Consider the following 24,847-nt stretch of genomic DNA (forward strand, 5'->3'; position numbering starts at 1 on the left):
ATAACCTCAAATATATCATCTTGCTTCGGCTATCACCCCTCCTTCAATTCCTCAGCATACTTTTTGATACACCACCAGAATTTTATCTCACTAAAATATATCAAATTATTCCAAAACTAGAATGAGTAAAGATGTAATTTTGGTAGGTAAACATGTATTTAGATAACAATTATCATCACGAAAACCAAATATAGAAAAAGCATTGGGTAAAACTAACAACAATTGCAAGTTATTCTTGCTTTTATAAGTATAAATAATTTTATACCCACTTGTAATCATACTAATAATGCAATAATATCTTGCATTACCATTTAGTAAAAACAGTATTAGTTTGTATTATCTCTTTCACAAATCCAATTTTTAACAAAGGCTTGAACAATCATGGCTGATGACAGCAGCACTCAAGCAGAACGGCTGGTACAGTTACGCCGTAAAAAAGGACTGACTGCTGAGCAGTTAGCACAAGCAATGACCGCAGCAGGTGCAAAGGTCAGCCGCGGTGCAATCTCGAACTGGGAGCGTGGTACCAATGGTATTGTCTCATCTAAATTACCAACGCTTGCTCGTATTTTGGGCTGTAGCGAAGGCTATTTGCTGCGGGGTGAGCTACAGAATGAAAACTCTGATGACACATTATCTAAGCATAACTTTTTATCTCAAGATAAAGAGCATCAAGGTGCTACATTCACAACCGTAGCCGAACAATCAGAAAGTCAGTCCAAAATACCATCAATAAGCCTCAACAATACCCAACATAATCCGATAAGTAGTGACACTATGAAGACCATAAAAAAATCTGACAAGTTGCAAAACGTCTGCTATGACATTCGTGGCCCCCTATTGCAGACTGCCAATAAGATGGAAGCAGAGGGCAAACGCATATTGAAGTTGAACGTAGGCAATCCAGCGCCTTTTGGTTTAGAAGCCCCGCATGAGATCTTGCGTGATGTGGCTATGAACCTATCTGAAGCGACTGGGTATTCGGACTCGCAGGGGATTTTTTCAGCGCGCAAAGCCATTTTGCAGTATTACCAATCAAAGGGGTTGCTGTCGGCTGTTGATGTGCGTGACGTATATTTGGGAAATGGTGTCTCTGAGCTGATTGTCATGACCATGCAGGCACTGATGAATGATGGCGATGAAGTGCTGATTCCGATGCCAGACTATCCGCTTTGGACAGCTGCGGCCAACCTCGCGGGCGGTACTGCTGTGCATTATCGCTGCAATGAAGAAGACAACTGGCACCCTGATATCGAAGACATCAAATCTAAAATTACGAGCAAAACAAAAGGCATCGTGGTTATCAATCCCAATAACCCGACAGGCTCGCTTTATAGTGATGAATTACTAAACCAAATCATTGAAGTCGCGAAAGAGCACGACTTAATCATTATGGCTGATGAAATTTACGATCGTATTCTCTATGATGATAATGTACATACACCGATGAGTACCTTGACTGATGAGGTGCTGGTACTCTCTTACAATGGCTTGTCAAAGTCACACCGTATCGCAGGGTTTCGCTCAGGTTGGATGATGGTATCGGGTCGCAAACAGCATGCCGCTGACTTTATTGAAGGCTTGGATATGCTCGCCTCTATGCGTCTTTGCTCTAACGTGCAAGGACAGTATGCTATCCAAACAGCGATGGGTGGGCATCAGAGTATGCAAGACTTAACCTCCGAAACAGGTCGTCTATATAAGCAGCGAGAAATGGCAGTCTCACGCCTTAATGCTATCAAAGGTATATCTTGTACCATGCCTCAAGGCGCGTTTTATTGCTTCCCAAAGATGGATCCAGCAGTTTATCCTATCACCGATGATATGGACTTTATGATGGATTTACTGATTGATGAAAACGTGTTGATGGTACAAGGTACAGGGTTTAACTGGGACAAACCCGATCATTTTCGTTTGGTATTTTTGCCCAATTTGCTTGACTTAGAAAATGCGATGGATAGATTGGATCGCTTTTTTGCGAAAAAACGTAAGCAGTTTGGTACCGAATAAATCGTCATACGTCATTAAAAAAACGCTTATCCGCATGATGCTGATAAGCGTTTTTTATGATGCTAAGATAAGCTTTATTAATGGACTCTATAGCTTAAAAAATATTTACCAATATCAGATAGCTAATTGCAGACATTGAGGCTGCCGCAGGAAGGGTAATAACCCATGCTAGACCAATAGGCTTCATAAGCTTCCAGTTAGTATCTCTATTGACGATACCAATGCCCAGTACTGCACCGACCAAAGTATGCGTGCTCGATACAGGCAGACCCATCGTTGACGCACCCATCACGACAGCCGCAGCAGCCAGCTCAGCCGAGAATCCAGAAGCTGGATGCATCTTCGCCAGATTGGTACCAACCGTCTGAATCACTTCTTTACCGATGAACCAAAGACCCACAATCAATGCGACGCCAAAGGTCAACATGACCGCAGGTGGTACTGCTGCTTCGGTCGAGATGCTATTGGTACGGATAACATCCATAATTGCGGCAAAAGGACCAACCGCATTGGCAATATCGTTCGAGCCATGACTAAAAGCAAATGCTGAGGCCGTAAAGACCTGCATCCAACTAAACATAATAAACGTGGCTTTGGTCAAGTCTTCTTTATGCTTACCACGGATGCTCTTAGTATAAATATAGGTTGCCAGCCATACTAGCGCTGCAATCATCCCCATGATTAAGAAGCCTTGCAGCGTCGTCATACCATTATTGACGTTTTTCAGACCTTTAAAGACAACCAGAGAGGCCATGACTGCACCGCCCATAGCCGCAATCATAGGCACCCATTGCTTCAGTGCTTTTAGAGTATCGAGATTGCTGCGTTCGTTCTCAATCTCATACAGCTCTTTGTAATAGTCAGTCTCTAAATCTTCAACAACACAATCATCATCTTTGTAGATTTCTTGGTCACGTAACATCGCTGATGTATAAGACAACTGCTCAGACTCAGTTAGAGCGTCTAAATACTCTTTATGCGAGTGTTTTAGCGTCTTTTTATTGTCTTTTAGCGTGGCAATGTGCGCCTCTGTTTTATCATTATACTCAATGATATTTTTCTTGATCTGTCCATATAGCAAATAGGACAAGACGCCGCCTAGTAGCGGTGATAGAACCCAAGAGATGGCGATAGTGCCAATTTTACCCCAATTCACAGTTGATAACGCCATTTCAGTACCACCTAAGGTGATGCCTAATACAATGGAGCTACCAACCACGCCACCGATAATCGCGTGTGTGGTCGAAACTGGCAGACCTTTTTTGGTGGCAAATAACAGCCAAAATGCAGCAGCAATGAGTGCTGAGAGCATGACATAAATAAACTGGTTGGGCTCGACTGAAAGGCCATCTAGATCGACAATGCCGCTTCTGATAGTGTCAGTTACTTCACCACCTGCCAGCACAGCACCTGACACTTCAAATATCGCGGCGATACCCAAGGCTTGCGGAATAGTCAACGTTCCTGCACCCACTGACGTACCAAAGGAGTTGGCGACATCGTTCCCACCGATATTGAATGCCATAAAGACACCAAAAGCGGTCGCTACAATAAACAGCGTCGTTTGCTGACGCATGGTGTAATCTAGACCCCACCACAAAAAGTAGCTGGTCATAGCAATCAATAAAATGGCAAAAAATAGATTTATTCTCATAGAGCCGACTGATTTGGTTGGCTCTGTAGAACTGCTGCTAATACCCATACGTTGATACGTCCTGCGTAAGCTGATTGAAATTATAGGCGATTGATGACATTGCGCAGTTATCAATGTAGATGTTGACATCTTACATTGAAATAACACTATATAAATGCGCAACATGCTTCTTAAACAATGGAGCTTTTAATGTTTGTTTGCTATCGTATCCACAGTCAAGCGTCACTATTTGACGTTTGATTTAAGCTGTCGATATATACTCTTTACTAAAATACGTCATTTCACATATCACAAAGCCGCAAGTCATATTGCCAAATCATCTGATTACAGCATCTTGCGGCTTCACGACTTTATGGTGTTACGATTATTTCAGGTTGCTAATATTACTCTATTGGTCTACGCAGCAATATTTTTATATACTTCTGCATCAAACAATACAACCGCTACCTGTTAAGATAATCGGTTGCGTCATAAAGACCACGATGGATGCGCCTATTATATTAAATATAAGCGCACAATGCATGATGATATTACAAAATTTGTAACCGCGCGTTTATGTTGCTTATCCTGTCCGTTTGATGAAGCAGATCAAATCGTTTTAGACAACAACGCTAGCTGCTCAATAGCATGATCCAAAACATCCAAACGTGCTTGATATTTTTCGTTGGTCGCGATTATACACCATGGTGCTGTCTTTGTGTCTGTACGTGCGAGCATGTCAGCGGCAGATTGCACATAGTCCGACCATTTGTCACGGTTACGCCAATCATCATCCGTCAGTTTAAATTGTTTGTGCGGTGTTGCTTGCCGAGATTTGAAGCGTTTGAGTTGTTCTTTTTTATCAATAGCCAGCCAGTATTTTATGACGACTGTCCCTGCATCAGCCAAGTCTGCTTCAAAACGATTGATCTCAGCATAAGCGCGTTGCCATTCATCATCAGTTGCAAACCCTTCAACACGCTCAACCAGCACTCGCCCATACCACGTACGATCAAAAATAGCGATACGGCTGATATGATTCGTTTGCTCATCAGGCAACTTTGTCCAAAAGCGCCATAGATAAGGATGCTGCGTCTCATATAACATGGGGGCACCAATATTGTAAATCTGATACTCGCGTGGATCGAGCGGCGCTACCAACCTTTTGATTGCACCACCTTTGCCAGCGGCATCCATGCCCTCAAAAGCAAAGACCACATGATGGCCGTCACGTGCACGTAACAGCTCAGCGAGGTGCGCTTGTTTCTCTGCTAGCGCTTTGCGATAGTCGGACTTACTTATTTTAGCGTCATCAATAGAGGTTAGTTGCTTAGGTATCGGTACAGGCTCAAACACGTCTTTTTGTGATTGTGATTCAGACTTTTCAGCTTTGAACTTATCCTTACGCTTGATCTTATTCTTAATCTTGTTTTTAGACTTAGCATGATTTTTTGTAGTGTCATGAGCTGCTATTTCACTGCTTGCCAATGCTGTTTGCATTGCATATAAAACCTCGTGACAAAAGTTATCCGCTGCCGTTGACTTATCGTCGCCATCAATGATAACCCAATCATCCTGCGTCTGTAGTAGTGTTGCAGCCACTTCGTTAAAGGTTTCAATCACTTGCTTGTTGTTCCAGTCAATTTGATACAAAAACTGTGGGTCTGCTTCAGTGTCTTTTAGACGGCGGCACAACATCTCTATATCGACATGGAACCAGCATTTTAGTAGTTTTGTTTGATTGGCTGCAAGGTCTTTCTCAAACGCTTTTAGCTCATTTAATTGCTGATGCAGATAGTCCTGCCATTTGACACTAGGCAATGCGGACGCATCAACCTGTTTGTTATTTTTTGGCTGATTCTTGGCTTTTTTATTATCCGACGTTGCTAGTCGCATGACGTTGTATAGCAAGTCTGCATACCAATTGCCAAAGTACACCATTACCTCACCGTGACGCGGCAACTCGCTGGTATGGGTTTGCCAAATAGGCTGATAACTTAGCGTTGAATGGCCAATGGTTGCCTCAACTTTAAGCAGTCTCGGATCGACCCATTCCCTCAGCTGCTTAACCGCCATACCCTTACCCGCCTGCTCCATACCATTGACGAGCACGAGCAGCCCTGTTGGCTTGTTTAATGTCTTTGGCGTGGCTGTTGGGGTTTGTTGGCGAGTGGCTCGAAGGGCATACTGTGCGGTGACCAGTGCCAGTCTTAGGGCGTTCTCATCCATCGAAAACTGACTGAGCGGATTGGGCACTAAACGCCGCTCAACGACTTGCTCACTAAATTGTGCACTCACCCCTTGTGGTACCTTTGGTTCAGTAGTATCATTTTTTTGAGACATAATTGCACTCACCATAGTAATTGTTGTTGAGTTAACAGCGGTTATGGAGCTGTTTGGCTATCGTTTAATCATAGCACTGAGCCAATCGAGTAAATAATAGTGCTATGTAACAGTTTGGCATTTGTATTCTTATTTATTTTCTTTTATGGTGAACACCATTTTGCACACTTATTAGGATAGATAATCAAAAATCTATTACACTGTCCAGTACATCAAGTGACTTTAGCCAATTAATCTTCAATTCAAAAAATTATCTACTTCTATAGGATTTACTGCCATGACTGCTTTAGCTGATTTACAACAGCATTTGACTCGTTTTTGGGCCTTGCCACATCATCAAGATGACGAGCTAAACACCAAGCTCAAAGACGTACAATCATGGCAACAAGCACGACTTAAAAAAACGCATCGTGCCTTATTTGAACAACCAAAAAATCAGCTGATGGCAGAATATTTTCTCACACAATTATATGGTGGTGAAGAGTTCAAACTGTTGGCCGAGCAATTGGCACGTATTCTCCCAAAAGCCAAAAAGCTAGAACGTCTTGCCAAAGAGTCTGCGTTAGAGGCGGGAAGCATGGGTATACAAGCAGCGATTTATGCGATTGAGTTGGATCTGCATTTGGCGCAGTGGCTACTTGACCAAAACTTGCCAGTAGATGAAGACAACATGCTAGCTGCCTACCGTGCGGTCAATGAAGAAAAAGAGCGCCGAGTACAAATTGCCAATCTAAAGGATGTCTGTTATCGCACGGACAAACACTTAAATTCGTTTATGCTCAAAAAAGCCTTTGCATTAGCGAAGAGCACGGCCTACCGTCATGGCTATCAGCCACTTTATGATTTTATGGATGCAGGCTTTAAGGCCATGAAGCCGCTCAAAAGTGTCAGCGATTTCATCGAACCGTTTTGTGAGCGTGAGCTGATGATTATTGACCAAGTTCATGATACGGATAATGGCAGTAAGCCAGTAGTGTTTGATGTATCATAGGGTCAATACCTTATACTATGGTTTGCTCGGCTGATAAAACAGCTTGCACACCACCTGATACAGACAATCATAAAAAACAAATTCTAGGACTATGCAATGACCGACACTTCAAGTAACAACACTGCTAACTCTGAACATTCAGTGATGACCAATGGCCATCTGCAAGACAAGTTAGTCAAAGACAGTATCGCCCACAATCAGCAAATCAGTGCGCAAATATTACGTGCCCAGACAGCGGCATCTCATACAGATGATAGTCAATCTACTAGCAACAACGACTTTACCAAAGTTCAAGACCTACCAACCGGAACGCCGCAAGGCCAACAGACCACTATGCCAAACAGCAGTGAAAACAATACTTCTACTAATAGTGCTGCGCAAAGCATCAAACAAGCGCTATTTAACCAGCGTGATGACATCAATAATCCGCATACGCTAGAAACTGACGGTGCCGAAGAAACGCATTTTGGCTATAAAACAGTTAATAAAGCCGAAAAACAAGCCCGCGTGGCCGATGTCTTTACCTCTGTTGCTAAGAAATACGACATCATGAACGACTTGATGTCATTTGGTATTCATCGTCTGTGGAAACGCTATGCCATTAGCCTGTCAGGCGTGCGTGCTGGACAGCATGTACTCGATATCGCTGGTGGTACAGGTGATTTGGCCAAAGTGTTTAGCCGCGAAGTCGGTAGAAATGGTCATGTAGTATTATCCGATATCAATGCAGCCATGCTAGAAGTGGGCCGTGAGCGCCTGATCAATGCAGGCTGCAACAACGTCGATTTTGTGTTGGCGAATGCTGAAACATTGGCACCATTTGATGATAACAGCTTTGATTTGGTCACCATTAGCTTTGGTCTGCGTAATGTCACGGACAAAGATGCGGCGCTCAAATCCATGTACCGCGTCCTAAAGCCAGGTGGTCGTCTATTGATTTTAGAATTCTCAAAGCCAATATTTGAGCCACTATCTAAAGCCTATGACTTGTATTCGTTTACCGCATTGCCAGTGATGGGTAAACTGATTGCCAATGATTCTGAAAGTTATCAATACTTGGCAGAGTCAATTCGTATGCATCCTGATCAACAGACGCTCAAACAAATGATGCAACAAGCAGGTTTTGAGAACTGTGATTATCATAATTTAACTGCTGGCATCGTCGCTGTACATCGTGGCTTTAAAGCATAATGCATCATTAGCAAGGCCATATTAGACCTAACCTTAATACCTCATAACCCATGCGCTGATGCTGCTAATGCAGAGGCGCTCATTTTACGATGCGAGAGCTTTATGCTGACTGTCTTACTATTGGCTAGTGCCGAAAAGCTGATTAACATTGCCATTGCTAGTGATGAGATTACCAAAGTGGGCCTCGCACCGCTGGCAGGTAAAGTGTTGCGTCTCAATATGGGATTGCCTGATATTCATTTAGATGTACTATTCACTCACGAGCGTTTACGCTTTGAACCCGTTACAACGGAGAGCGTGTTTGAGCCAAGTGGCCAGATGAATGAACGCCAAAAAGCCAGTATGGAGCGCGCCCGTTTGGGTCATAGCCGTCCGGACTGTACCATCACCGTAGACAATCCCGCTCAACTGCTCAACCTGATGCGCGGCGCGGAGGGTAATTTGCCTATCGAGGGTGATTACAAAGTACTGATGCAGCTAAAACAGCTGGTGGCAGGCTTTGACCCTGATGTGGCAGGTCAACTTGAGCCTTTTATTGGCAAACCAATGGCCAGCCAGTTGCACCTACTCATCTCTCATCTCAAAGGCAGTTGGCGTCATAGTGCTAAGCGCGCTTTTGATGATGTCAGTGACTGGGCCAATGATGTGGCAGGTAACAGCACACCTGATCCTACTGAAGTCGCTGAAGTAAATGACCTCAAACAGCAACTCCTAAAATTGCGTGCTGATGTCGAACGTGAAGAAGCCAAGCTTGCTGCTATCAAAGAAGAGCAAGCACGTTTTCTCAACAACGCGTTTCATCAGTAATCTGCTTTATTAGTAGCGTATTTGATTAATCGTAGGCAAACGCTATTACTGATAGTGTTGTCTATCGTTAAAAACAGCGTCTACCCTATTTTCGTTTTTGTCCAGAGTACCTAACCTCATGCTACTATCCCACCGTGCCCGTCTACTTGAACTTTGGCGTATTGCCGCGACGTATCGTATTGATACCCATTTTTCTGTCGAAGAAGCACCGCAGCTACAACCTTTAGCGCGCTTGATTCGGTCGCATCCTGCAGCATGGAGTAAGAAGCACCAACCAAATGCCATCAAGTACGCACTTGAGGATATGGGCACGCTGTTTCTAAAATTAGGCCAACTCCTCTCAACACGTCGCGACTTGGTACCGCCTGATATTATCGCTCAGTTGGTTCAATTACAAGACAAAGTTAAGCCTTTTGACGCTGATATCGCTGTTGCTCAAATCCAGCACCCTAAACATGGTCTCGGTCAGTCTATCGACACATTGTTCGCTCGATTCGATATCAAGCCGCTAGCAGCCGCGTCTATTGCACAGGTACATACCGCAGCCTTGCATGATGGACGTGAAGTGGTCGTAAAAGTGGTTCGTCCTGATATCCGTACTGTGATTGTTTCTGATTTTGAGCTGCTACGAGAATTGGCAAGCTGGGCATCCGCGCGTATTGAAGCGGCGCGTGCTGTGCATATTATCGATATTATCGAAGACTATCGCCAAGTCATGCTTAATGAGCTAGATTTGACGCTCGAAGCTGACAACACGACGCAGATGCGCAATAATTTCTTAGGTTCGGCATTGATGTATGTGCCTGAAGTCTATGATGCGGCCAAAAATGTGATGGTGATGGAGCGTATCCAAGGTGTGCCTATCTCGCAAGTTGAGATGTTCGATCAGTTAGGTTATGACCGTGCAGCACTCGCAAAAAAAGGCTTAACGATATTTTTTACCCAAGTCTTTCGTGATAATTTCTTTCATGCTGACATGCATCCGGGTAACGTGTTCGTAGAGACACCACCTGTGCAAACATTGCATGCAGGTATGGCAGCGGTTGATTTGGGTCATGAACCACGCTATATCGGACTTGATTGTGCCATCATGGGCACACTATCAAAAGACGATCAGCTCATCGTGGCGCGGATGCTGCTGGCAGTAATGAATAATAACTTTACTGCAGTGGTCGATATCGTGAGCCGTGCAGGCTGGATACCACCCAATGCCGATAAGCATGCTCTGATGCGTGATATGAAACGCACCGTTGGCCCTATGCTACAAAAATCAATTAATGACATTGATTTTGCAGGCGTGCTCATGCAAATTTTGGACATTGCTCGTAGGCATCATATGAGTATCCCGCCGCAGCTAATGCTTTTGCTCAAAACTTTGGTCCATGTTGAAGGACTCGGCCGCGATTTATATCCTGATCTGGATATCTGGTCACTGGCCAAACCGATTTTGAGTAGCTGGATCAAAGAGCAGCTTGATCCTATGCGTAACCTGCAGCAGCTACGCCAGCAATTGCCTGAAATGCTATTGTCTACCACTGATATCCCCAAGCTACTGGACCAAGGGCTACAAAGCCTTGCTTCACAAGGGTCACGTCAGGACAGTCAACTTCGCGAAATACAGCAAATACGCGCCGATATGCTAAATGACCGTCGTCGCGATTGGCTAGCATTAGCAGGATTTGCCATCTTCATCGCTATCGCGACGCAAGTCGTCGGTTGGCTATCACCTATCTTGTATATATTGGCTATCTTGGTAGTGGTTTGGCGAATTTTGGCTTAAAGGTGTTAGCTTAAACGCCTAGCAGTCGCCTGTATTAAAGGCTTATCAACATGCTTGAGCACATTTCCATTGTCGTTCACAATTGAAGCTTTAACGGCTTCCTTATCATACGATAGCAACCAGTGTCCGAAAATAAAATTAAAGCTATAGAGTCAAAAAGAAGCCCCTGCTTTTAATCAAAAGCAGGGGCTTTTTTTATACTGAACACTATAACATCTGATCAATCGCCATCTGTGTCAGTACGCGACCGCGAGCAGTACGCAGTACATAGCCTTGCTGAATCAGATACGGCTCGATCACATCTTCGAGCGTGCCTCGATCTTCGGCCATAGCTGCGGCTACAGCCTCAACGCCAGCAGGACCACCATCAAAGCGCTCTTGTAATATTTCGATATAACGTCTGTCTAAGTGATCAAGCCCTCGTCTATCGACTGCCAACATATCTAGCGCACTACCCGCAATCGCACCATTGATGCTGCCGTCGCCTCTGACTTCAGCATAGTCACGCACACGGCGTAACAAGCGGTTGGCAATCCTTGGTGTACCACGTGCACGGCGGGCAATCTCAATCGCACCATCTTCACTCATGGGCACGCGCATCAAGCGTGCTGCCCGACTGACAATCGTTGTTAGATCAGCAATATTATAAAACTCGAGGCGCTGCACGATACCGAATCTATCACGTAAGGGTGAGGTCAACAGCCCTGCTCTGGTCGTTGCTGCCACCAAAGTAAATGGCGGCAAATCAAGCTTGATCGAACGCGCAGAAGGACCTTCACCAATCATGATATCCAATTGGAAATCCTCCATCGCTGGATAAAGAATCTCTTCAATAACTGAGCTCAAACGATGAATTTCATCGATAAAAAGTACATCGCCCTCTTCTAAGTTCGTCAGCATGGCTGCCAGATCACCTGGACGCTCAAGCACAGGCCCGGAAGTCGAGCGCAGATTGCCGCCCATTTCACGAGCGATGATATTCGCCAGTGTGGTTTTCCCCAGTCCTGGTGGACCAAATATCAGCGTGTGATCCAGCGGTTCATTTCGGCCTCTAGCAGCCCCAATAAACACCTCCATCTGCTCACGTACGACCGGCTGACCAATATATTCAGCCAACAATGCTGGACGAATATTGGCATCAGGCGCATCACTTGCGCCTTCTAGCGGGTTAATTAAGCGATCTTGCATCATAGAATTTATCATTATATTAAAAGTTTAGGTAACAAATAGCATAACCAAACGCTGCGCATAAGTCATGCAAAACCTCATCAAGCAGGTGCTAAAACGAAAATAAGCGACACTTAATGTCGCTTATTTATTCGATATGTATTAATGCAATCGTTGATAGCAACAGTAGCCAAAACTACTTAAACGTTGATAACTGCTGTAACGTGGCTTTTAATAAGCCTTGAGTATCAGCGAAAGTATCGCCTTTACTCTTGGCCGCTTTAATCGCTAGCTGCGCTTCTTTTTCTTTGTAGCCCAGACTGATAAGCGCGCCCTCTACTTCAGCAATGATACTGCCTTCATGAGAAACCGTTACCATCTGAGGCATCAGCTCAAGCGAGCTATTATCAACCTCGATGTTTTTTAGCTTATCTTTTAGCTCAATCAGCAAACGCTGCGCTGTTTTTTTGCCGATACCTGGTATTCGCGTCAATGCCGCTTCTGAGTCTTGCTCGACGTGCATTTTCAGCTCAGCCGCTGACATTGCAGACAACATGGCCAATGCCATTTTTGCCCCAACACCATTGATCTTGATCAATTGGCGAAAGACATCGCGCTCTTTACGATCGATAAAGCCATAGAGCAATTGTGCATCTTCACGTACATGAAAGTGCGTCCAGATACTTGCCTGCTCGTTCAGCTGTAGTTGGCAAAATGACGGCAATGGTAGCTCGATATCATACCCTACGCCAGAGGTGGTCATGATACAGGCCGTCGGTGCCATCAAGTACTGCACCTGCCCAGTAATCAATCCAATCATCGCTTGCTACCTCTTATAGGGATTATTATAAAAATGACACTCGCTACCATTACACGACATATAACTGAACCATATCAGCATAGCTTCACTATCAATATCGCTTAAATTAGCGGCGAGCTAGTAAAAGTTCACCATGCCTTCTAGGCTAATTGGGCGAATTTTGTGCGCCTGACCTGCCGAACCGAATGCTTCAAAACGATTGGTACAAATATCTGACATCGCGACCATAGATGCTTTAAAGTATTTACGTGGGTCAAATTCGCTCGGATTTTCTGCAAGAAACTTACGAATAGCGCCTGTCGATGCTAGACGTAAATCTGTATCGATATTGACTTTACGAACACCGTGCTTGATTGCTTCTACAATCTGCTCAACTGGCACACCATAGGTCTCGCCGATATTGCCGCCATTTTCATTAATGACTTTTAGCCACTCTTGCGGTACTGATGACGAACCATGCATCACCAAATGGGTGTTAGGAATGCGTGCATGGATCTCTTTTACACGCTCAATAGACAAAATATCGCCTGTCGGTGGACGCGTAAACTTATAAGCACCATGACTGGTACCAATCGCAATCGCAAGTGCATCGACATTGGTGTCTTTTACAAACTGCTCAGCTTCATCAGCGCTGGTCAATAGTTGCTCGTGGTCTAGTACGCCTTCAGCGCCAGAGCCATCTTCTTCGCCTGCCATGCCTGTCTCAAGACTACCCAAACAGCCAATCTCACCTTCGACAGACACGCCGCACGCATGAGCCATCTTGACCACTTCGCGAGTGACATTTGCATTGTAATCATAATCCATTGGTGTTTTGCCATCTTCACCAAGTGAGCCATCCATCATCACTGATGAAAAACCGAGCTGGATTGAGCGTTGGCAAATAGCGGCTGACATACCATGATCTTGATGCATCACCACTGGGATATGTGGCCATTCTTCGATAGCAGCAATAATCAAATGACGCAAAAATGCTGACCCTGCATAACTACGCGCTCCTGCACTGGCTTGAACGATAACAGGTGAGTCACAAGCATCCGCCGCCATCATGATTGCACGCATTTGCTCTAAGTTATTGACGTTATAAGCAGGAACACCGTAGCTGTGTTCAGCGGCATGATCTAGAAGTTGACGTAATGATATTAAGGCCATAAAACGCTCTCTGATTGGATTTTGAATGGTATTTAAAAAATACTTAAAAGGCATACATGATAATAATCACGTCAACATCTACCCAGCCATACTGATGGTATATAGGTTCGTGATGGCTGAATTGATTTGGTTGTGATTATTATGCGCCAATTATAGCAAATATTATGTGCTCTTCGTAGCAGTTGCCTGACTATTTGTCAGTCTAGACAGTCTTATCGCTCAAATTCAGTCTATATATTAGTCTTTATCGAACAGACTATCTAATTGGTTTTACCAAACCATATAACGCAAAAAGCCTCGGCAATCACCAAGGCTTTTTTAGTATTTTGAGGCTTATAAAGCAATAACAATGACTACTCCTAAAGATACTCTATCGATCGATAGCGTCCCAATAGGTCAGCCATTATAGTGCTTAGTCATTGTACAGCTTAGTACTGTTGCTCTGCATCAACTGCAACATCATTTGCGCCATCAGCAACAGCAGTAGCGCCTTCAGCAACGGCTGAAGCAGTGCCTTCAACTGCAGTGTTAGTGCCTTCAGCAATAGCATCACCAGTGTTTGCTAGAGCGTCTGTTGCAGCAGCACCAGCAGTGTCAGCGCCTTCAGCGATTTCAGCACCAGCGTCTTGAGCAGCAGCTTCAGCTTCAGCAGCAGCGGCGTCTGTTTCAGCAGCAGCAGCATCAGCGTTAGCAGCGGCATCGTCGCCCGCAGACTCAACAGCAGCTTCAGTGTTTTCTTCTGTTTGTTGGCTACATGCAGTGATTGCAAAAGTACCAGCAAGTACACTAGCAAATAATAAATGACGTTTTAACATAATAAACCTCTCGTAAAGAATGCATGTCAAAATACATGGTCGCGCTATTTTATAGAGTGCGAATAGGACATGCAATAATAATTTTCAGTATATAAACAAATAATTAACGCTTAATAATCAATGACCACCACTTTTTGCTCACCAAATAAATTCAGCAAAATGACAGTCAAAACATTACTTCCACAGACTACCTGAGATACCAAAGGTTAGTTGTACGTCTAATGTTACCAAAATCTTGAATATTGTTAGATGTTTAGGCATTGGTTTGCAGAGCTGCCACTGCAGGAAGTACTTTACCTTCAACAAACTCTAAAAACGCACCGCCGCCTGTTGACATATAACTAACGCCATCCGCAACTTGATATTTATCAATAGCCGCCAACGTATCACCACCGCCCGCGATCGAAAACCCGTCGCTATTTTTGACCGCAGTTGCCAGTATTTGTGTGCCTTGACCAAAAGCATCGACCTCAAAAACACCCACTGGACCATTCCATAAGATGGTTTTTGCATTGATAATTGCATCAGCAAGCTGTGTTGCGCTTTCTGGTGCAATATCCAATATCATGTCATTGTCACCAATCGCATCAACAGACTTGATCGTAGCCACAGCCTTTTGCAAAGAACCCGTAAAATCAGCAAAATCGATATCATTCTTATCAGCAACGACGACATACTCAGGCAATAAAATTTCCGTCTTGGTCATGATATCACGCGCCGTATCAAGCAAATCTGCTTCATATAATGAGGCACCAACGCTATGCCCTTGCGCTGCTAAGAAAGTATTGGCAATACCGCCACCAACGATAATCTGCGTGCAGACTTCAGCCAAGCTATGTAACACTTCTAACTTGGTAGACACTTTCGATCCACCAACGATGGCAATCATTGGCTGTGCAGGTGTTTCAAGTGCAAGGCTCAAAGCATCAAGCTCAGCGGCCAATAATGGGCCTGCACAAACCGTCTTATCTGCTTGTCGCATTGCTTGGGTGACACCTTCTGTCGAAGCCTGCGCACGGTGAGCCGTTCCAAAAGCATCCATCACAAAGACATCGCACAAGTCAGCATATTTTTTCGCTAAAGTTGCATCGTTTTTCTTTTCACCGTCATTAAAGCGTACGTTTTCTAGCAGTACCACTTCGCCAGATTTTACAGCAGCCCCTTGCGTCAGATAGTCAGTATTAAGACGTACAGGTGTTGACAATTGCGAGCCTAATTTGTCCGTCAAATAATCAGCGACTGGTGCCAATGAGTATATGGCTTCAGGATTACCTTCTGTTGGACGTCCTAGATGTGAGCAAACAATGACAGCAGCACCTTTTTCCAGTGCCATTTTGATCGTAGGTAGACTGGCTTGCAAGCGAGCATCACTCGTAACCTTGCCGTTTTTGATAGGTACGTTTAAGTCTTCTCTGATTAATACCACTTTATCGGTTAAGCTCAGCTCACTCATACGCAAAAAATTCATTACCTGCTCCTATGCATCACTATATCTGTTAATTGACGATTGCTATTATGATTGATATGACCTAACGATCATCTACCATATATATTTTGACAATTGGGCTTATTACGCTTCACTTTTACTATTTTTATCACTGTGCTCTCATACTAATGATCCACGCATGTTATTAGATCAAATAAGTAAGTAGAAATCAGCGGCGGTGTATTCTATCAGCTTTCTATCACAGGCTCATAAGCAACCTGCCAAAATTTTAGCAAGAATGCTGCATTGAGCCGATATTTTTAGACCCTGATTTCAATGAAACGATTATAGTTAAAAGCGTTAGGATGATTCAATAAACAGTAACATTTCGTGGTGGTACTCAGCAGTCAGGCTCTTTATGATAGATGCGTTGACAATAAAAATAATCCTTTAGGAGAACACAATGAGTATCAATTTAGACACTGCTAAGCAAAACCTATTAACACTCAAAGATGAATATGAGTCACGCATTGACAAAATTGAAGATCATATCCAAAACCCACAAGATGATCTCAATGAGCACTGGGAAGATCAAGCCATATCTTATCGTCAAAATGACATGCGCAAAAACTTAATGGCCGAGGCACGCCAGAGTCTAATTTATGTCGAGAATGCTTTGAGTCGTCTTGAAAATGGTACCTACGGTGAATGTGAAGTATGCGGCAAGCAAATCGAAGAGCAACGCCTAGAAGCATTGCCCTATGCTACCTTATGTATGGAACATGCCGAATAAAGCGTCATCCTCTTTTAAAAGCATGTCTTAAGTAGGCGTATTCCATTTGGACAACGCCTGCTGCCATTCATCACAGCGCTGAGCTATTTTCTCAACTGGCAAATCCATAATATCTCCCACGACGGCTATCAGCGCAATTGGTAAGCCTGCCAGCTCTACGACGTTTTCTGCGCTCAAGCCTCCTATCACACATATTGGTATGCCTTGTTGACATCCTTCGATCAGCTGCTGGCGTGAGATCGTATCGGCATTTGGCTTGGTGGTAGAGGCAAATATAGCGCCCATCGCAGCATAGCTTGCACCATCGTTTTTTGCGGCTTTTATTAGCCCAACATCTTCATGACAAGTACGACCAATGATTTGATGCGGCGCAAGCACTTGCAACGCATCATTTATCTGTCCGTCCGTCTGACCTAAATGCACACCAACGCCAAGCTTAGCCGCAAGCTCAATATCATCATTGATGACCACTGGCACATTATACATTTTGGCCAATTTAGTAATTTCCTCTGCTTCCTCAAAAAGCGTCGATACACCATTTGGCAGACTCAGCGTTTTTTTACGCCGAATTTGCAAGAGCGCAATCAGTCCAGTTGCTAGCGCTGTATCCAGTTTTTGATACAAAACAGCAAAATCGTCATCGTTGGTTAGCAGATAGAGCTTCGGTGCAGTAAATGCGATTGGTGACTGAGTCATAATGTATGTCCTGATTTATTAAGTTCAACACATTGACTTCCTCCCCTCCCTAAAAGTGAAGGGGATTCCTACTAAAGACGGTCAAGCCCGACCGCGAGTATATTTTTGGCTCCATTAACGTCGCGTTGATGGGCAATTTGACAAGAACTGCAAAACCATACTCTGACACCAAGCGATGCTCTACCTTTCGGACTGTCTTGGCGAGAGCCGCAACACGAGCAGGTTTGGGTTGTGTACGCTTCATTTACTTCAATATAGTGGCAACCTGCGTCCGCGCATTTGTAATCCAGTTGCCGCTTAATTTCAAACCAGCGTCATAGACGGATTTGGCTAGATTTGTTGAAGTGAATGATTTTGATTTTATCTTTCCAACAACGATTAAGTTATTGGCTTTAACTAATGTATTGGTAAATTTATGAATCAGGTCTTGGCGGGTGTTTTTAATTTTGGCGTGGATCGCCTTTACTCGCTTTTTATGCTTAGCGCGTTGGGCGATTGCTAGTTTTTCAGCGTACTTATGAGTCAGCTTAGTGGTCAAAACATCACCATCACTGGTGACTGCTGAATCTTTACAGCCTAAATCAATACCAACTTGACCAGTACCACAAGCGGTTTTTGGAAACTCTTTAACAGTGATACAGGCGTACCAGTTGCCGCGAGAATCTTGCACCAGCTCACACGTATTGATGCTGTAGAGCGAGAGGTTATAGCTGTCCCACAAATCAATGATCAGCTTTTGACCTTTAGCTAAGCTGAATTGCAGGGTGGTTTTCAAGCTTTTCTTAACTGATTGACGGGTTGCTAAGTGTTTGATAGCCGTCTTTTTAAAAGGAATCCAACCAAGTGACTTGCGTTTGGCTTTTGGGTTATTGGTGCGCCAATTGAGTTTGGCTTTTTTAAACTGTTTACGAGACTTAGCGTGGGTTTCAGTTATAGCTTGCAAGGTTTGGCTGTGCAGGTTTAGGTATTCACCTGTGCCTTTGGTATAAGCGGCTAGATCATAAGCTGAAAAGAAATGAGATGTGCGCTTAAGGTGTTTGAAACTCAACTCATTGACGTAATTCCAGACAAAATTAACCGCACCAGCCAATATATTTAGCTGATTGGCGTGTTTGTCTTTGACGCGTAGTTTGAGTGTTTTCATGAGTCAAGTATGGTTGTGTGTTATATCAAAATCAATAGCCATTAACAGCTATGCGACAACTGCTGACGCCTGATATCCACGCCCTAGAAGTGACGTGGTTTTACGGCGCTATTTGATAATAAAAAAGCCGTTATATAATATAACGGCTTCTCATATATTCGAAATAGCAAGATATTTAAAGCATCAAACTTATACCGTACGGCGGGTTGCTAAGCTATTTAGAATGTTTTTGGCATCGCCCCATCGTGTCGCTGAGCTGTTTGCGCCTAAAATCACAATAATTGCTGGACGGTTATTCACACGGGTCTCCATCACCACGCAACGTCCTGCTTCATTGATAAAACCAGTCTTTGAGATACCAATTGGGTAACTGCCATCACGAACCAATGTGCTGGTATTGTTGGCTTTGTAAGTACGGTTACCACTTGAGTAGTTTGAGACAAAGAAGTCATAGCTCTTGGTCGTCGAGAAACGACGAATTACATCATAGTTACCAGCAGCACGTACCATTTTTACCAAGTCATTTGATGAGGCAACATTACGCTTATCTAAGCCTGTCGGATCACCAAAAAATGCCGTATTCATGCCCAAGTCTCGTGCTTTGCGGTTCATGGCACGCATAAAGGCATCATAACCACCTGGATAGTTACGCGCTAGGCTCTTTGCAGCTGGATTTTCAGACTTCATCAACGCCATCAATAAAATTTCAGCGCGGTTCATGCGATCGCCAGATTTTAGGTTAGAGCTGGCACGCTTAGGACCGACAAAATCTTCTGGATCCAAAGTAATCTCTTCGCGCATATCAAGACCGGCATCAAGCACGACCATGGCAGTCATTACTTTAGTAATACTGGCCATGGGACGCGCGATATCAGCGTCTTTTTCATAGATCGATTCACCAGTTTCCGCATCAATCACAGCGACACTACGAGAGTCTGTGCTGATAGGAATCATATCGCTGCTACCAAAAGCACCACGATAGGTCGTGTTGTAACGATTACTGTTGCTGTTGTTACTGCTACCAAAGCTGGTAGTATTTGTAATATTGGTCGTACCAAAGCCATTATCGACTTTCTTTATAGCAGAGCCGCTGGACGTATACATGATGTTGCGAGCTTCAGATAAGCTATCAGCACCGCCCCAACTCATACGGGCGCTAGAGCCTGTATCAGAGCTACCATTAATAGTAAGTGCCGCTTGTGCAACACTGCCCAAACTCAATGAAATCATAGCAGCGATTAATTGCTGTTTGGTTAATGGTAGTTGCTTCATAATGTCTCCTGCTGTCGCTATTACGCCAGTTACAGTGACTGACGCCAAGAACGTACGTAGCGTTTATAGGTGTGTTTGTAAGTACTCACATAGAGTTTTTGTATTTTTAGTGTATCATGGTTTACATTTAAGTTTAATCTATCAAACTGATTTAACGGTTTTTTTTAGTGTCGTTCAAATTTTGCTACAACCACTTGATGTTATAGAAACATTGATTTACATCGTAGCAATATAAATTAACGTTGAACAGTATGCTTGTTGGTATGTTATGAACACTGGTCGCACGTAATTGTAAGTGTATTACCGACTCTGTTTCGCACTGAATATGCATAGTTTGTAAGCAATGTATATAGATATACTGACCATTAATGCTTAGTATCTTAGTTTTGCGATGGCTTAAACATTTCTTATATTTCATTGAATATTTATAAAACATTCATTCTGACAAACAATAATAAAGAGTATGGTTATGATTAAAGTATTGGTGGTTGACGATCATGATTTGGTGCGAATGGGCATCAGCCGTATGCTGTCAGACAGTGCTGATATCGAAGTAGTTGGCGAGGCTGATAGTGGCGATATGGCGATCAAGATGGCCAAACAACTGCGTCCTGATGTGGTATTACTTGACGTCAACATGCCTAATATTGGCGGGCTTGAAGCCACTAAACGTTTGATTCAACTTGATATGGGTATTAAGATCTTGGCGGTCAGTAGCATGTCTGCACAACCTTACCCTTCAATGCTGATTAAGGCAGGGGTGAATGGTTATATCACTAAGGGCACGCCGCTCGATGAGATGATACGCGCGGTCAACAAGATTTATCAAGGAGGGCGTTATTTTAGTCAAGATGTCGCAGAACAACTGGCCGATGTCTTACTCTCTGATAATGCTAATTCTCCTTTTGACTTATTAAGCGATAGAGAAAAACAAGTGGCCATGATGGTTGTCAACTGTCAAAGCCCTCAACAAATCGCCGATCAGCTGTTCGTTAGTGTGAAAACCATCAATACTTATCGCTACCGTATCTACGAAAAAGTCGGGGTTGATAGTGATGTCAAACTAACACATCTGGCCATTCGTCATGGCTTGATTCAGCCATAAATCGGCTTGGTCATCACCCTATTATTATGGTCAATCTATGAAGCCTGCTAGCAGCCTTGTCTCTGCCATTATTCGTTATGCACATCATGATGACACTCTATCGCTGCCGCAATTACGCAAGCTAGGTATCATCTATAGCAGTTATCGATTCGTCGTTAGCCTGTTTTCGATGCTCATGCTATACATCGCAGCACGTGCTGATAATAGCGCATCTTTACCGAGTTTTTTGCAGCAGACGACGCTGAGCTTTTATGTACTCTTAAGCTTGATTTTGCTCGGTTTGTTTTATGTGGTTAGAACTCAGATGCGGCGTCAGCTAGCAGTTGGACTGGTCTTAGACGTCATCATATTAAGTTTGTTACTCTATACAGCAGGTGCGCCCGACTTACAGCTGACTATGCTATATATGGTGGTGGTTGCCGCAAGCTTTATGTTATTGCATAGCTCACAAGCGCTGGTCATTACTTTGCTGGCGATCATTTTTGTGATCTATCAGCAGTTTTTTTATGCCATTGCCAATAGCATGAGCTTAAACAACTTGGGTGATGCCTTATTAATGTCAGCCAGTTTTTTGGCTGTTGGTGGCTTGAGCTGGTCTATCTCACAACGCTTAGTACAGCTAGAAAAAGTCGCGGCCAACCATGCTAAAGAAGTTGAACGACTGAATGTCATTAATCAAGAAGTCATTACTCAGATGGTAAATGGGGTCATTGTCATTGATCGACATCATATCGTCTTAGCAAATCTGGCCGCTCACCAATTACTCAGTATTTCACTCAGTCCACTGCGAGCCACTCGCAGTACGTCTAATAATGAAGATGAGATTCTAGACAACGCACAAAGCACACTTTTATCTCACTTTGAACAGCAGCTTACCCAGCAACATTCGCAGCTGTTCAAAGCCTGTTTGTCTGTTGCGACAGGACAGTCGCGTACCTTCACCTACGATGTGCCTGCGATAGCCAACGCTTCTATATTTGGTAAATTACGCGTACAGATTATTCCGCTAAAGGACGATAGCAAGTTAATCCTATTAGAAGATTTGCGCCGTGAACAAGCCAGCGCTCAACAACTGAAACTGGCCTCTTTGGGACAGTTAACGGCCAGTATCGCTCATGAAATTAGAAACCCCCTAGCAGCCATCTCTCAAGCCAGTCAGCTGTTGATGGAAGATATCGTACAAGTCGATGTAGAAAGTACAACAGATGACGGTGTATTAGCAAGCAGCATGCCTGTTGACTTGGCTGGCAATCATGAGCTTTATGAGATGATATTCTCACAGACAAAACGGGTAAACCGCATTATTGAAGACATTTTGAAACTGTCGCGCCAGCAAACCGCCACTCAGCAGTCCATTGTTTTGGCGCAGTGGCTACCAGAGTTTTTGGACAATCATTTCCAAGGTCATGATATTTTTCTACGCGTCAAGACCCAGCCAACTATATCATTTGACACGCATCAACTAGAACAGATATTAATCAATCTCATCAATAATGGACTGCGTTACAGCAGCTATGCCCATCCTCATGCCTACGTAGAGATGGACATTTACTGTGCAGACAACGATGTTATAATCGATGTATTGGATAATGGTCATGGTGTGAGCGAGGCTGACCTGCCCTATTTATTTGACCCATTTTTTACCACAGACAAAGCGGGTACAGGGCTAGGACTGTATTTGTCACAGGCATTTTGTGAGGCCAATCAAGCACGCTTACTCTATATCCCTGAACATCCAAAATCCTGCTTTCGTTTAGTAGTACCTGCCGTCAACTCTAAAAACAACGCTCAAATATCAGAGTGAGTTTTTAATTAATATATAGCTATTTTTAAAAACTCAGGATGGGGTTTTATTATGTGCTGCTATAGTAAATGGATGACAGGCCCTACCCTGAGTACCAATATTTTGTAACCATCGAACATAATGAGATGATGTATGACAACACGTGCGCTAGTCGTCGACGATGAAGTAGATCTGTGCAGATTGATGCAAATCACGTTGACCAAAATGGGCATCAAGAGTGATGTGGCCTATACTTTGTCACAGGCAAGATCATACTGGCAGGATAATGAGTATGATTTCTGTCTGACCGATCTAAATCTGCCTGATGGCTCAGGTCTGGAATTGGTCAAAGAGGTTAGCAGCAGCTCTAACACACCAATCGCTGTCATTACGGCCCATGGTAGTATGGATCTGGCCATAGAAGCTCTAAAAATTGGGGCTTTTGACTTTGTCAATAAACCGCTTGAGCTACCACGCTTACGTCAGTTAGTCGAAAATGCTCTAAAGGTGATGCATCAAGACAACAATGAAGAAGCCACGCCCGAATGCTCTCCCGAGCAAAAAATGTTAGACACTAGGCTGATTGGCAACTCCGCTGTGATGCACCCACTCAAACACACTATCTTAAAACTGGCACGGTCACAGGCACCTGTTTTTTTATCGGGCGCCTCCGGTACGGGTAAGGAAGTTGTTGCCAGACTGATTCATGATCTGAGCCCGCGACGAGATGGTAGCTTTGTACCTGTTAATTGTGGCGCGATCCCCTCTGAGCTGGTAGAGTCTGAGTTTTTTGGTCACAAAAAAGGCAGTTTTACAGGCGCCGTTACTGACAAACAAGGGCTGTTTCAGCAAGCCAATGGTGGTACGTTATTTTTAGATGAGGTAGCAGACTTGCCATTGGCGATGCAAGTCAAACTATTGCGTGCTATCCAAGAAAAAACCGTTCGAGCCATTGGTGACACCAAAGAAATACCCGTCGACATTCGTATCTTGTCCGCCACTCACAAAGATTTGAATAAACTGGTACAAGATGCTGCATTTAGACAAGACTTGTACTATCGCATCAATGTCATTGAGCTAAAACTGCCTACTCTGAATGCACGCCGTGATGACATACCTGTTTTAGCAGAACATTTTTTGACAATGATTGCTGCTGAGTGGCAACTTGAAGCAACGCCTTCGTTGACGCATGAAGCATGTGAGCGTCTACAGCGTCATGACTTTGCTGGTAATGTGCGTGAGCTTCGAAACTTGCTTGAACGTGCAGTGACCCTTGCTGAGACTTCTCAGATTGATGTCAGTCAGTTAGGGCTTGCTGATATTGAGCAACCACTCGAAAACCCGCAACCTCAAAACGAAGTCACGCCTATTTATCAGACGCAATTGGCTGACCCTAGTATAGAAAACCTAAACCATCAGAGCAGCTCTCAATCAACACATCCTCTCAGTGGTCAATCTGCCAGCGATGCAATGAGCGCGCATACGAACCAAAGCACCAACAACTTACATCCTTATCGTACCAATACCAATCATTACCCTTCAATGATGCAGCGCTCATCCTCTACGCACGCTAATGTTTCAGAAGCATCAACCAATCCAATCGCGATTGATGAAAAAGAGCCAACCGTTGAAACTGCTCAATTCGCAGTCGATGATACCCTCAATCTACAAGAGCTGTCAGATGGTCAACTGCCACCCAAAGGGTTAGAACATTATCTACAAGAGCAAGAAAAACAACTGATCATCACTGCCCTTAAGCAGACTGGTTGGAACAAAACCCAAGCAGCTGAATTGCTAGGAACCACTTTTCGCTCTCTGCGCTACCGTATGAAAAAACTAGACATTGATGAAGATCAAAATTGATGGTCATCTTTTGATTGAAAATTTGAATAATAAAAAAGAGCCTGATTACTAGCGCC

At 43.9% G+C, this 24,847-nt stretch carries 18 protein-coding genes and 1 pseudogene; 9 read left to right on the forward strand and 10 right to left on the reverse strand.

From position 1 onward, the window contains the following. The first annotated feature begins 381 nt into the window (after window positions 1-381). The gene (locus tag IP485_RS11420; protein ID WP_198327319.1) at window positions 382-2,010 is read left to right on the forward strand and encodes an aminotransferase class I/II-fold pyridoxal phosphate-dependent enzyme; all 1,629 of its coding nucleotides are present in this window, start codon (window positions 382-384) and stop codon (window positions 2,008-2,010) included. A 94-nt stretch (window positions 2,011-2,104) separates the two neighbouring features. Here the strand turns inward: IP485_RS11420 and IP485_RS11425 are convergent, their stop codons facing one another. Continuing rightward, window positions 2,105-3,712 (reverse strand): inorganic phosphate transporter, encoded by a 1,608-nt coding sequence (locus tag IP485_RS11425; protein WP_194363911.1) that lies wholly within the window; start codon window positions 3,710-3,712, stop codon window positions 2,105-2,107. Window positions 3,713-4,252: 540 nt separating this feature from the next. Continuing rightward, the gene (locus tag IP485_RS11430; RefSeq protein ID WP_198327320.1) at window positions 4,253-5,986 is read right to left on the reverse strand and encodes an ATPase; all 1,734 of its coding nucleotides are present in this window, start codon (window positions 5,984-5,986) and stop codon (window positions 4,253-4,255) included. A 277-nt stretch (window positions 5,987-6,263) separates the two neighbouring features. Here IP485_RS11430 and IP485_RS11435 point away from each other — a divergent pair, with 277 nt between their 5' ends. From IP485_RS11435 to IP485_RS11450, 4 genes are all read left to right on the forward strand, one after another. Then, window positions 6,264-6,977 (forward strand): FFLEELY motif protein, encoded by a 714-nt coding sequence (locus IP485_RS11435; protein WP_197177352.1) that lies wholly within the window; start codon window positions 6,264-6,266, stop codon window positions 6,975-6,977. A 96-nt stretch (window positions 6,978-7,073) separates the two neighbouring features. Continuing rightward, window positions 7,074-8,168 carry a bifunctional demethylmenaquinone methyltransferase/2-methoxy-6-polyprenyl-1,4-benzoquinol methylase UbiE gene (gene ubiE / locus IP485_RS11440; protein ID WP_227686528.1) on the forward strand — a complete coding sequence of 365 codons (1,095 nt, stop codon included), beginning with the start codon at window positions 7,074-7,076 and terminating at the stop codon, window positions 8,166-8,168. 102 nt (window positions 8,169-8,270) lie between these two features. Then, on the forward strand, window positions 8,271-8,975 hold the full coding sequence (locus IP485_RS11445) for an SCP2 domain-containing protein (protein ID WP_198327321.1): 705 nt from the start codon (window positions 8,271-8,273) through the stop codon (window positions 8,973-8,975). 118 nt (window positions 8,976-9,093) lie between these two features. Next, window positions 9,094-10,755: an ABC1 kinase family protein gene (locus IP485_RS11450; protein WP_198327322.1), complete on the forward strand. Its 1,662-nt coding sequence runs from the start codon at window positions 9,094-9,096 to the stop codon at window positions 10,753-10,755. A 207-nt stretch (window positions 10,756-10,962) separates the two neighbouring features. Here IP485_RS11450 and ruvB read toward each other — a convergent pair whose 3' ends face one another. From ruvB to IP485_RS11475, 5 genes are all read right to left on the reverse strand, one after another. Next, window positions 10,963-11,943, reverse strand: a complete 981-nt coding sequence (gene ruvB, locus IP485_RS11455; protein WP_194364158.1) for a Holliday junction branch migration DNA helicase RuvB — start codon at window positions 11,941-11,943, stop codon at window positions 10,963-10,965. Between the two features lie 175 nt (window positions 11,944-12,118). Then, on the reverse strand, window positions 12,119-12,742 hold the full coding sequence (gene ruvA, locus IP485_RS11460) for a Holliday junction branch migration protein RuvA (RefSeq protein WP_198327323.1): 624 nt from the start codon (window positions 12,740-12,742) through the stop codon (window positions 12,119-12,121). A gap of 117 nt (window positions 12,743-12,859) precedes the next feature. Continuing rightward, a complete protein-coding gene (gene fba, locus IP485_RS11465; RefSeq protein ID WP_194363904.1) occupies window positions 12,860-13,894 on the reverse strand; it encodes a class II fructose-bisphosphate aldolase in 1,035 nt (344 codons plus the stop codon). A gap of 428 nt (window positions 13,895-14,322) precedes the next feature. Next, window positions 14,323-14,709: a hypothetical protein gene (locus tag IP485_RS11470; protein ID WP_198327324.1), complete on the reverse strand. Its 387-nt coding sequence runs from the start codon at window positions 14,707-14,709 to the stop codon at window positions 14,323-14,325. Between the two features lie 253 nt (window positions 14,710-14,962). Beyond that, window positions 14,963-16,177 (reverse strand): phosphoglycerate kinase, encoded by a 1,215-nt coding sequence (locus tag IP485_RS11475; protein WP_198327325.1) that lies wholly within the window; start codon window positions 16,175-16,177, stop codon window positions 14,963-14,965. A gap of 421 nt (window positions 16,178-16,598) precedes the next feature. Here IP485_RS11475 and IP485_RS11480 point away from each other — a divergent pair, with 421 nt between their 5' ends. After that, window positions 16,599-16,928 carry a TraR/DksA family transcriptional regulator gene (locus IP485_RS11480; protein ID WP_198327326.1) on the forward strand — a complete coding sequence of 110 codons (330 nt, stop codon included), beginning with the start codon at window positions 16,599-16,601 and terminating at the stop codon, window positions 16,926-16,928. A gap of 27 nt (window positions 16,929-16,955) precedes the next feature. Here IP485_RS11480 and IP485_RS11485 read toward each other — a convergent pair whose 3' ends face one another. The 3 genes and pseudogenes from IP485_RS11485 to IP485_RS11495 form a co-directional block, all read right to left on the reverse strand. Then, complete coding sequence (locus tag IP485_RS11485; RefSeq protein WP_198327327.1) at window positions 16,956-17,624, reverse strand: thiamine phosphate synthase; 669 nt, start codon at window positions 17,622-17,624, stop codon at window positions 16,956-16,958. 24 nt (window positions 17,625-17,648) lie between these two features. Beyond that, window positions 17,649-18,768, reverse strand: a pseudogene (locus IP485_RS11490) (RNA-guided endonuclease InsQ/TnpB family protein). 189 nt (window positions 18,769-18,957) lie between these two features. Then, window positions 18,958-20,040: a serine hydrolase gene (locus tag IP485_RS11495; protein ID WP_198327328.1), complete on the reverse strand. Its 1,083-nt coding sequence runs from the start codon at window positions 20,038-20,040 to the stop codon at window positions 18,958-18,960. Between the two features lie 469 nt (window positions 20,041-20,509). On the opposite strand from IP485_RS11495, the gene IP485_RS11500 reads away from it, so the two are divergent. From IP485_RS11500 to IP485_RS11510, 3 genes are all read left to right on the forward strand, one after another. After that, window positions 20,510-21,145 carry a response regulator gene (locus tag IP485_RS11500; protein WP_194363898.1) on the forward strand — a complete coding sequence of 212 codons (636 nt, stop codon included), beginning with the start codon at window positions 20,510-20,512 and terminating at the stop codon, window positions 21,143-21,145. Between the two features lie 37 nt (window positions 21,146-21,182). Then, window positions 21,183-22,949 carry a sensor histidine kinase gene (locus IP485_RS11505; protein ID WP_198327329.1) on the forward strand — a complete coding sequence of 589 codons (1,767 nt, stop codon included), beginning with the start codon at window positions 21,183-21,185 and terminating at the stop codon, window positions 22,947-22,949. 132 nt (window positions 22,950-23,081) lie between these two features. Then, on the forward strand, window positions 23,082-24,791 hold the full coding sequence (locus IP485_RS11510) for a sigma-54-dependent transcriptional regulator (RefSeq protein WP_198327330.1): 1,710 nt from the start codon (window positions 23,082-23,084) through the stop codon (window positions 24,789-24,791). Window positions 24,792-24,847 lie beyond the last annotated feature (56 nt).

This window comes from Psychrobacter sp. NG27, from assembly GCF_016106655.1.
Taxonomy (GTDB): domain Bacteria; phylum Pseudomonadota; class Gammaproteobacteria; order Pseudomonadales; family Moraxellaceae; genus Psychrobacter.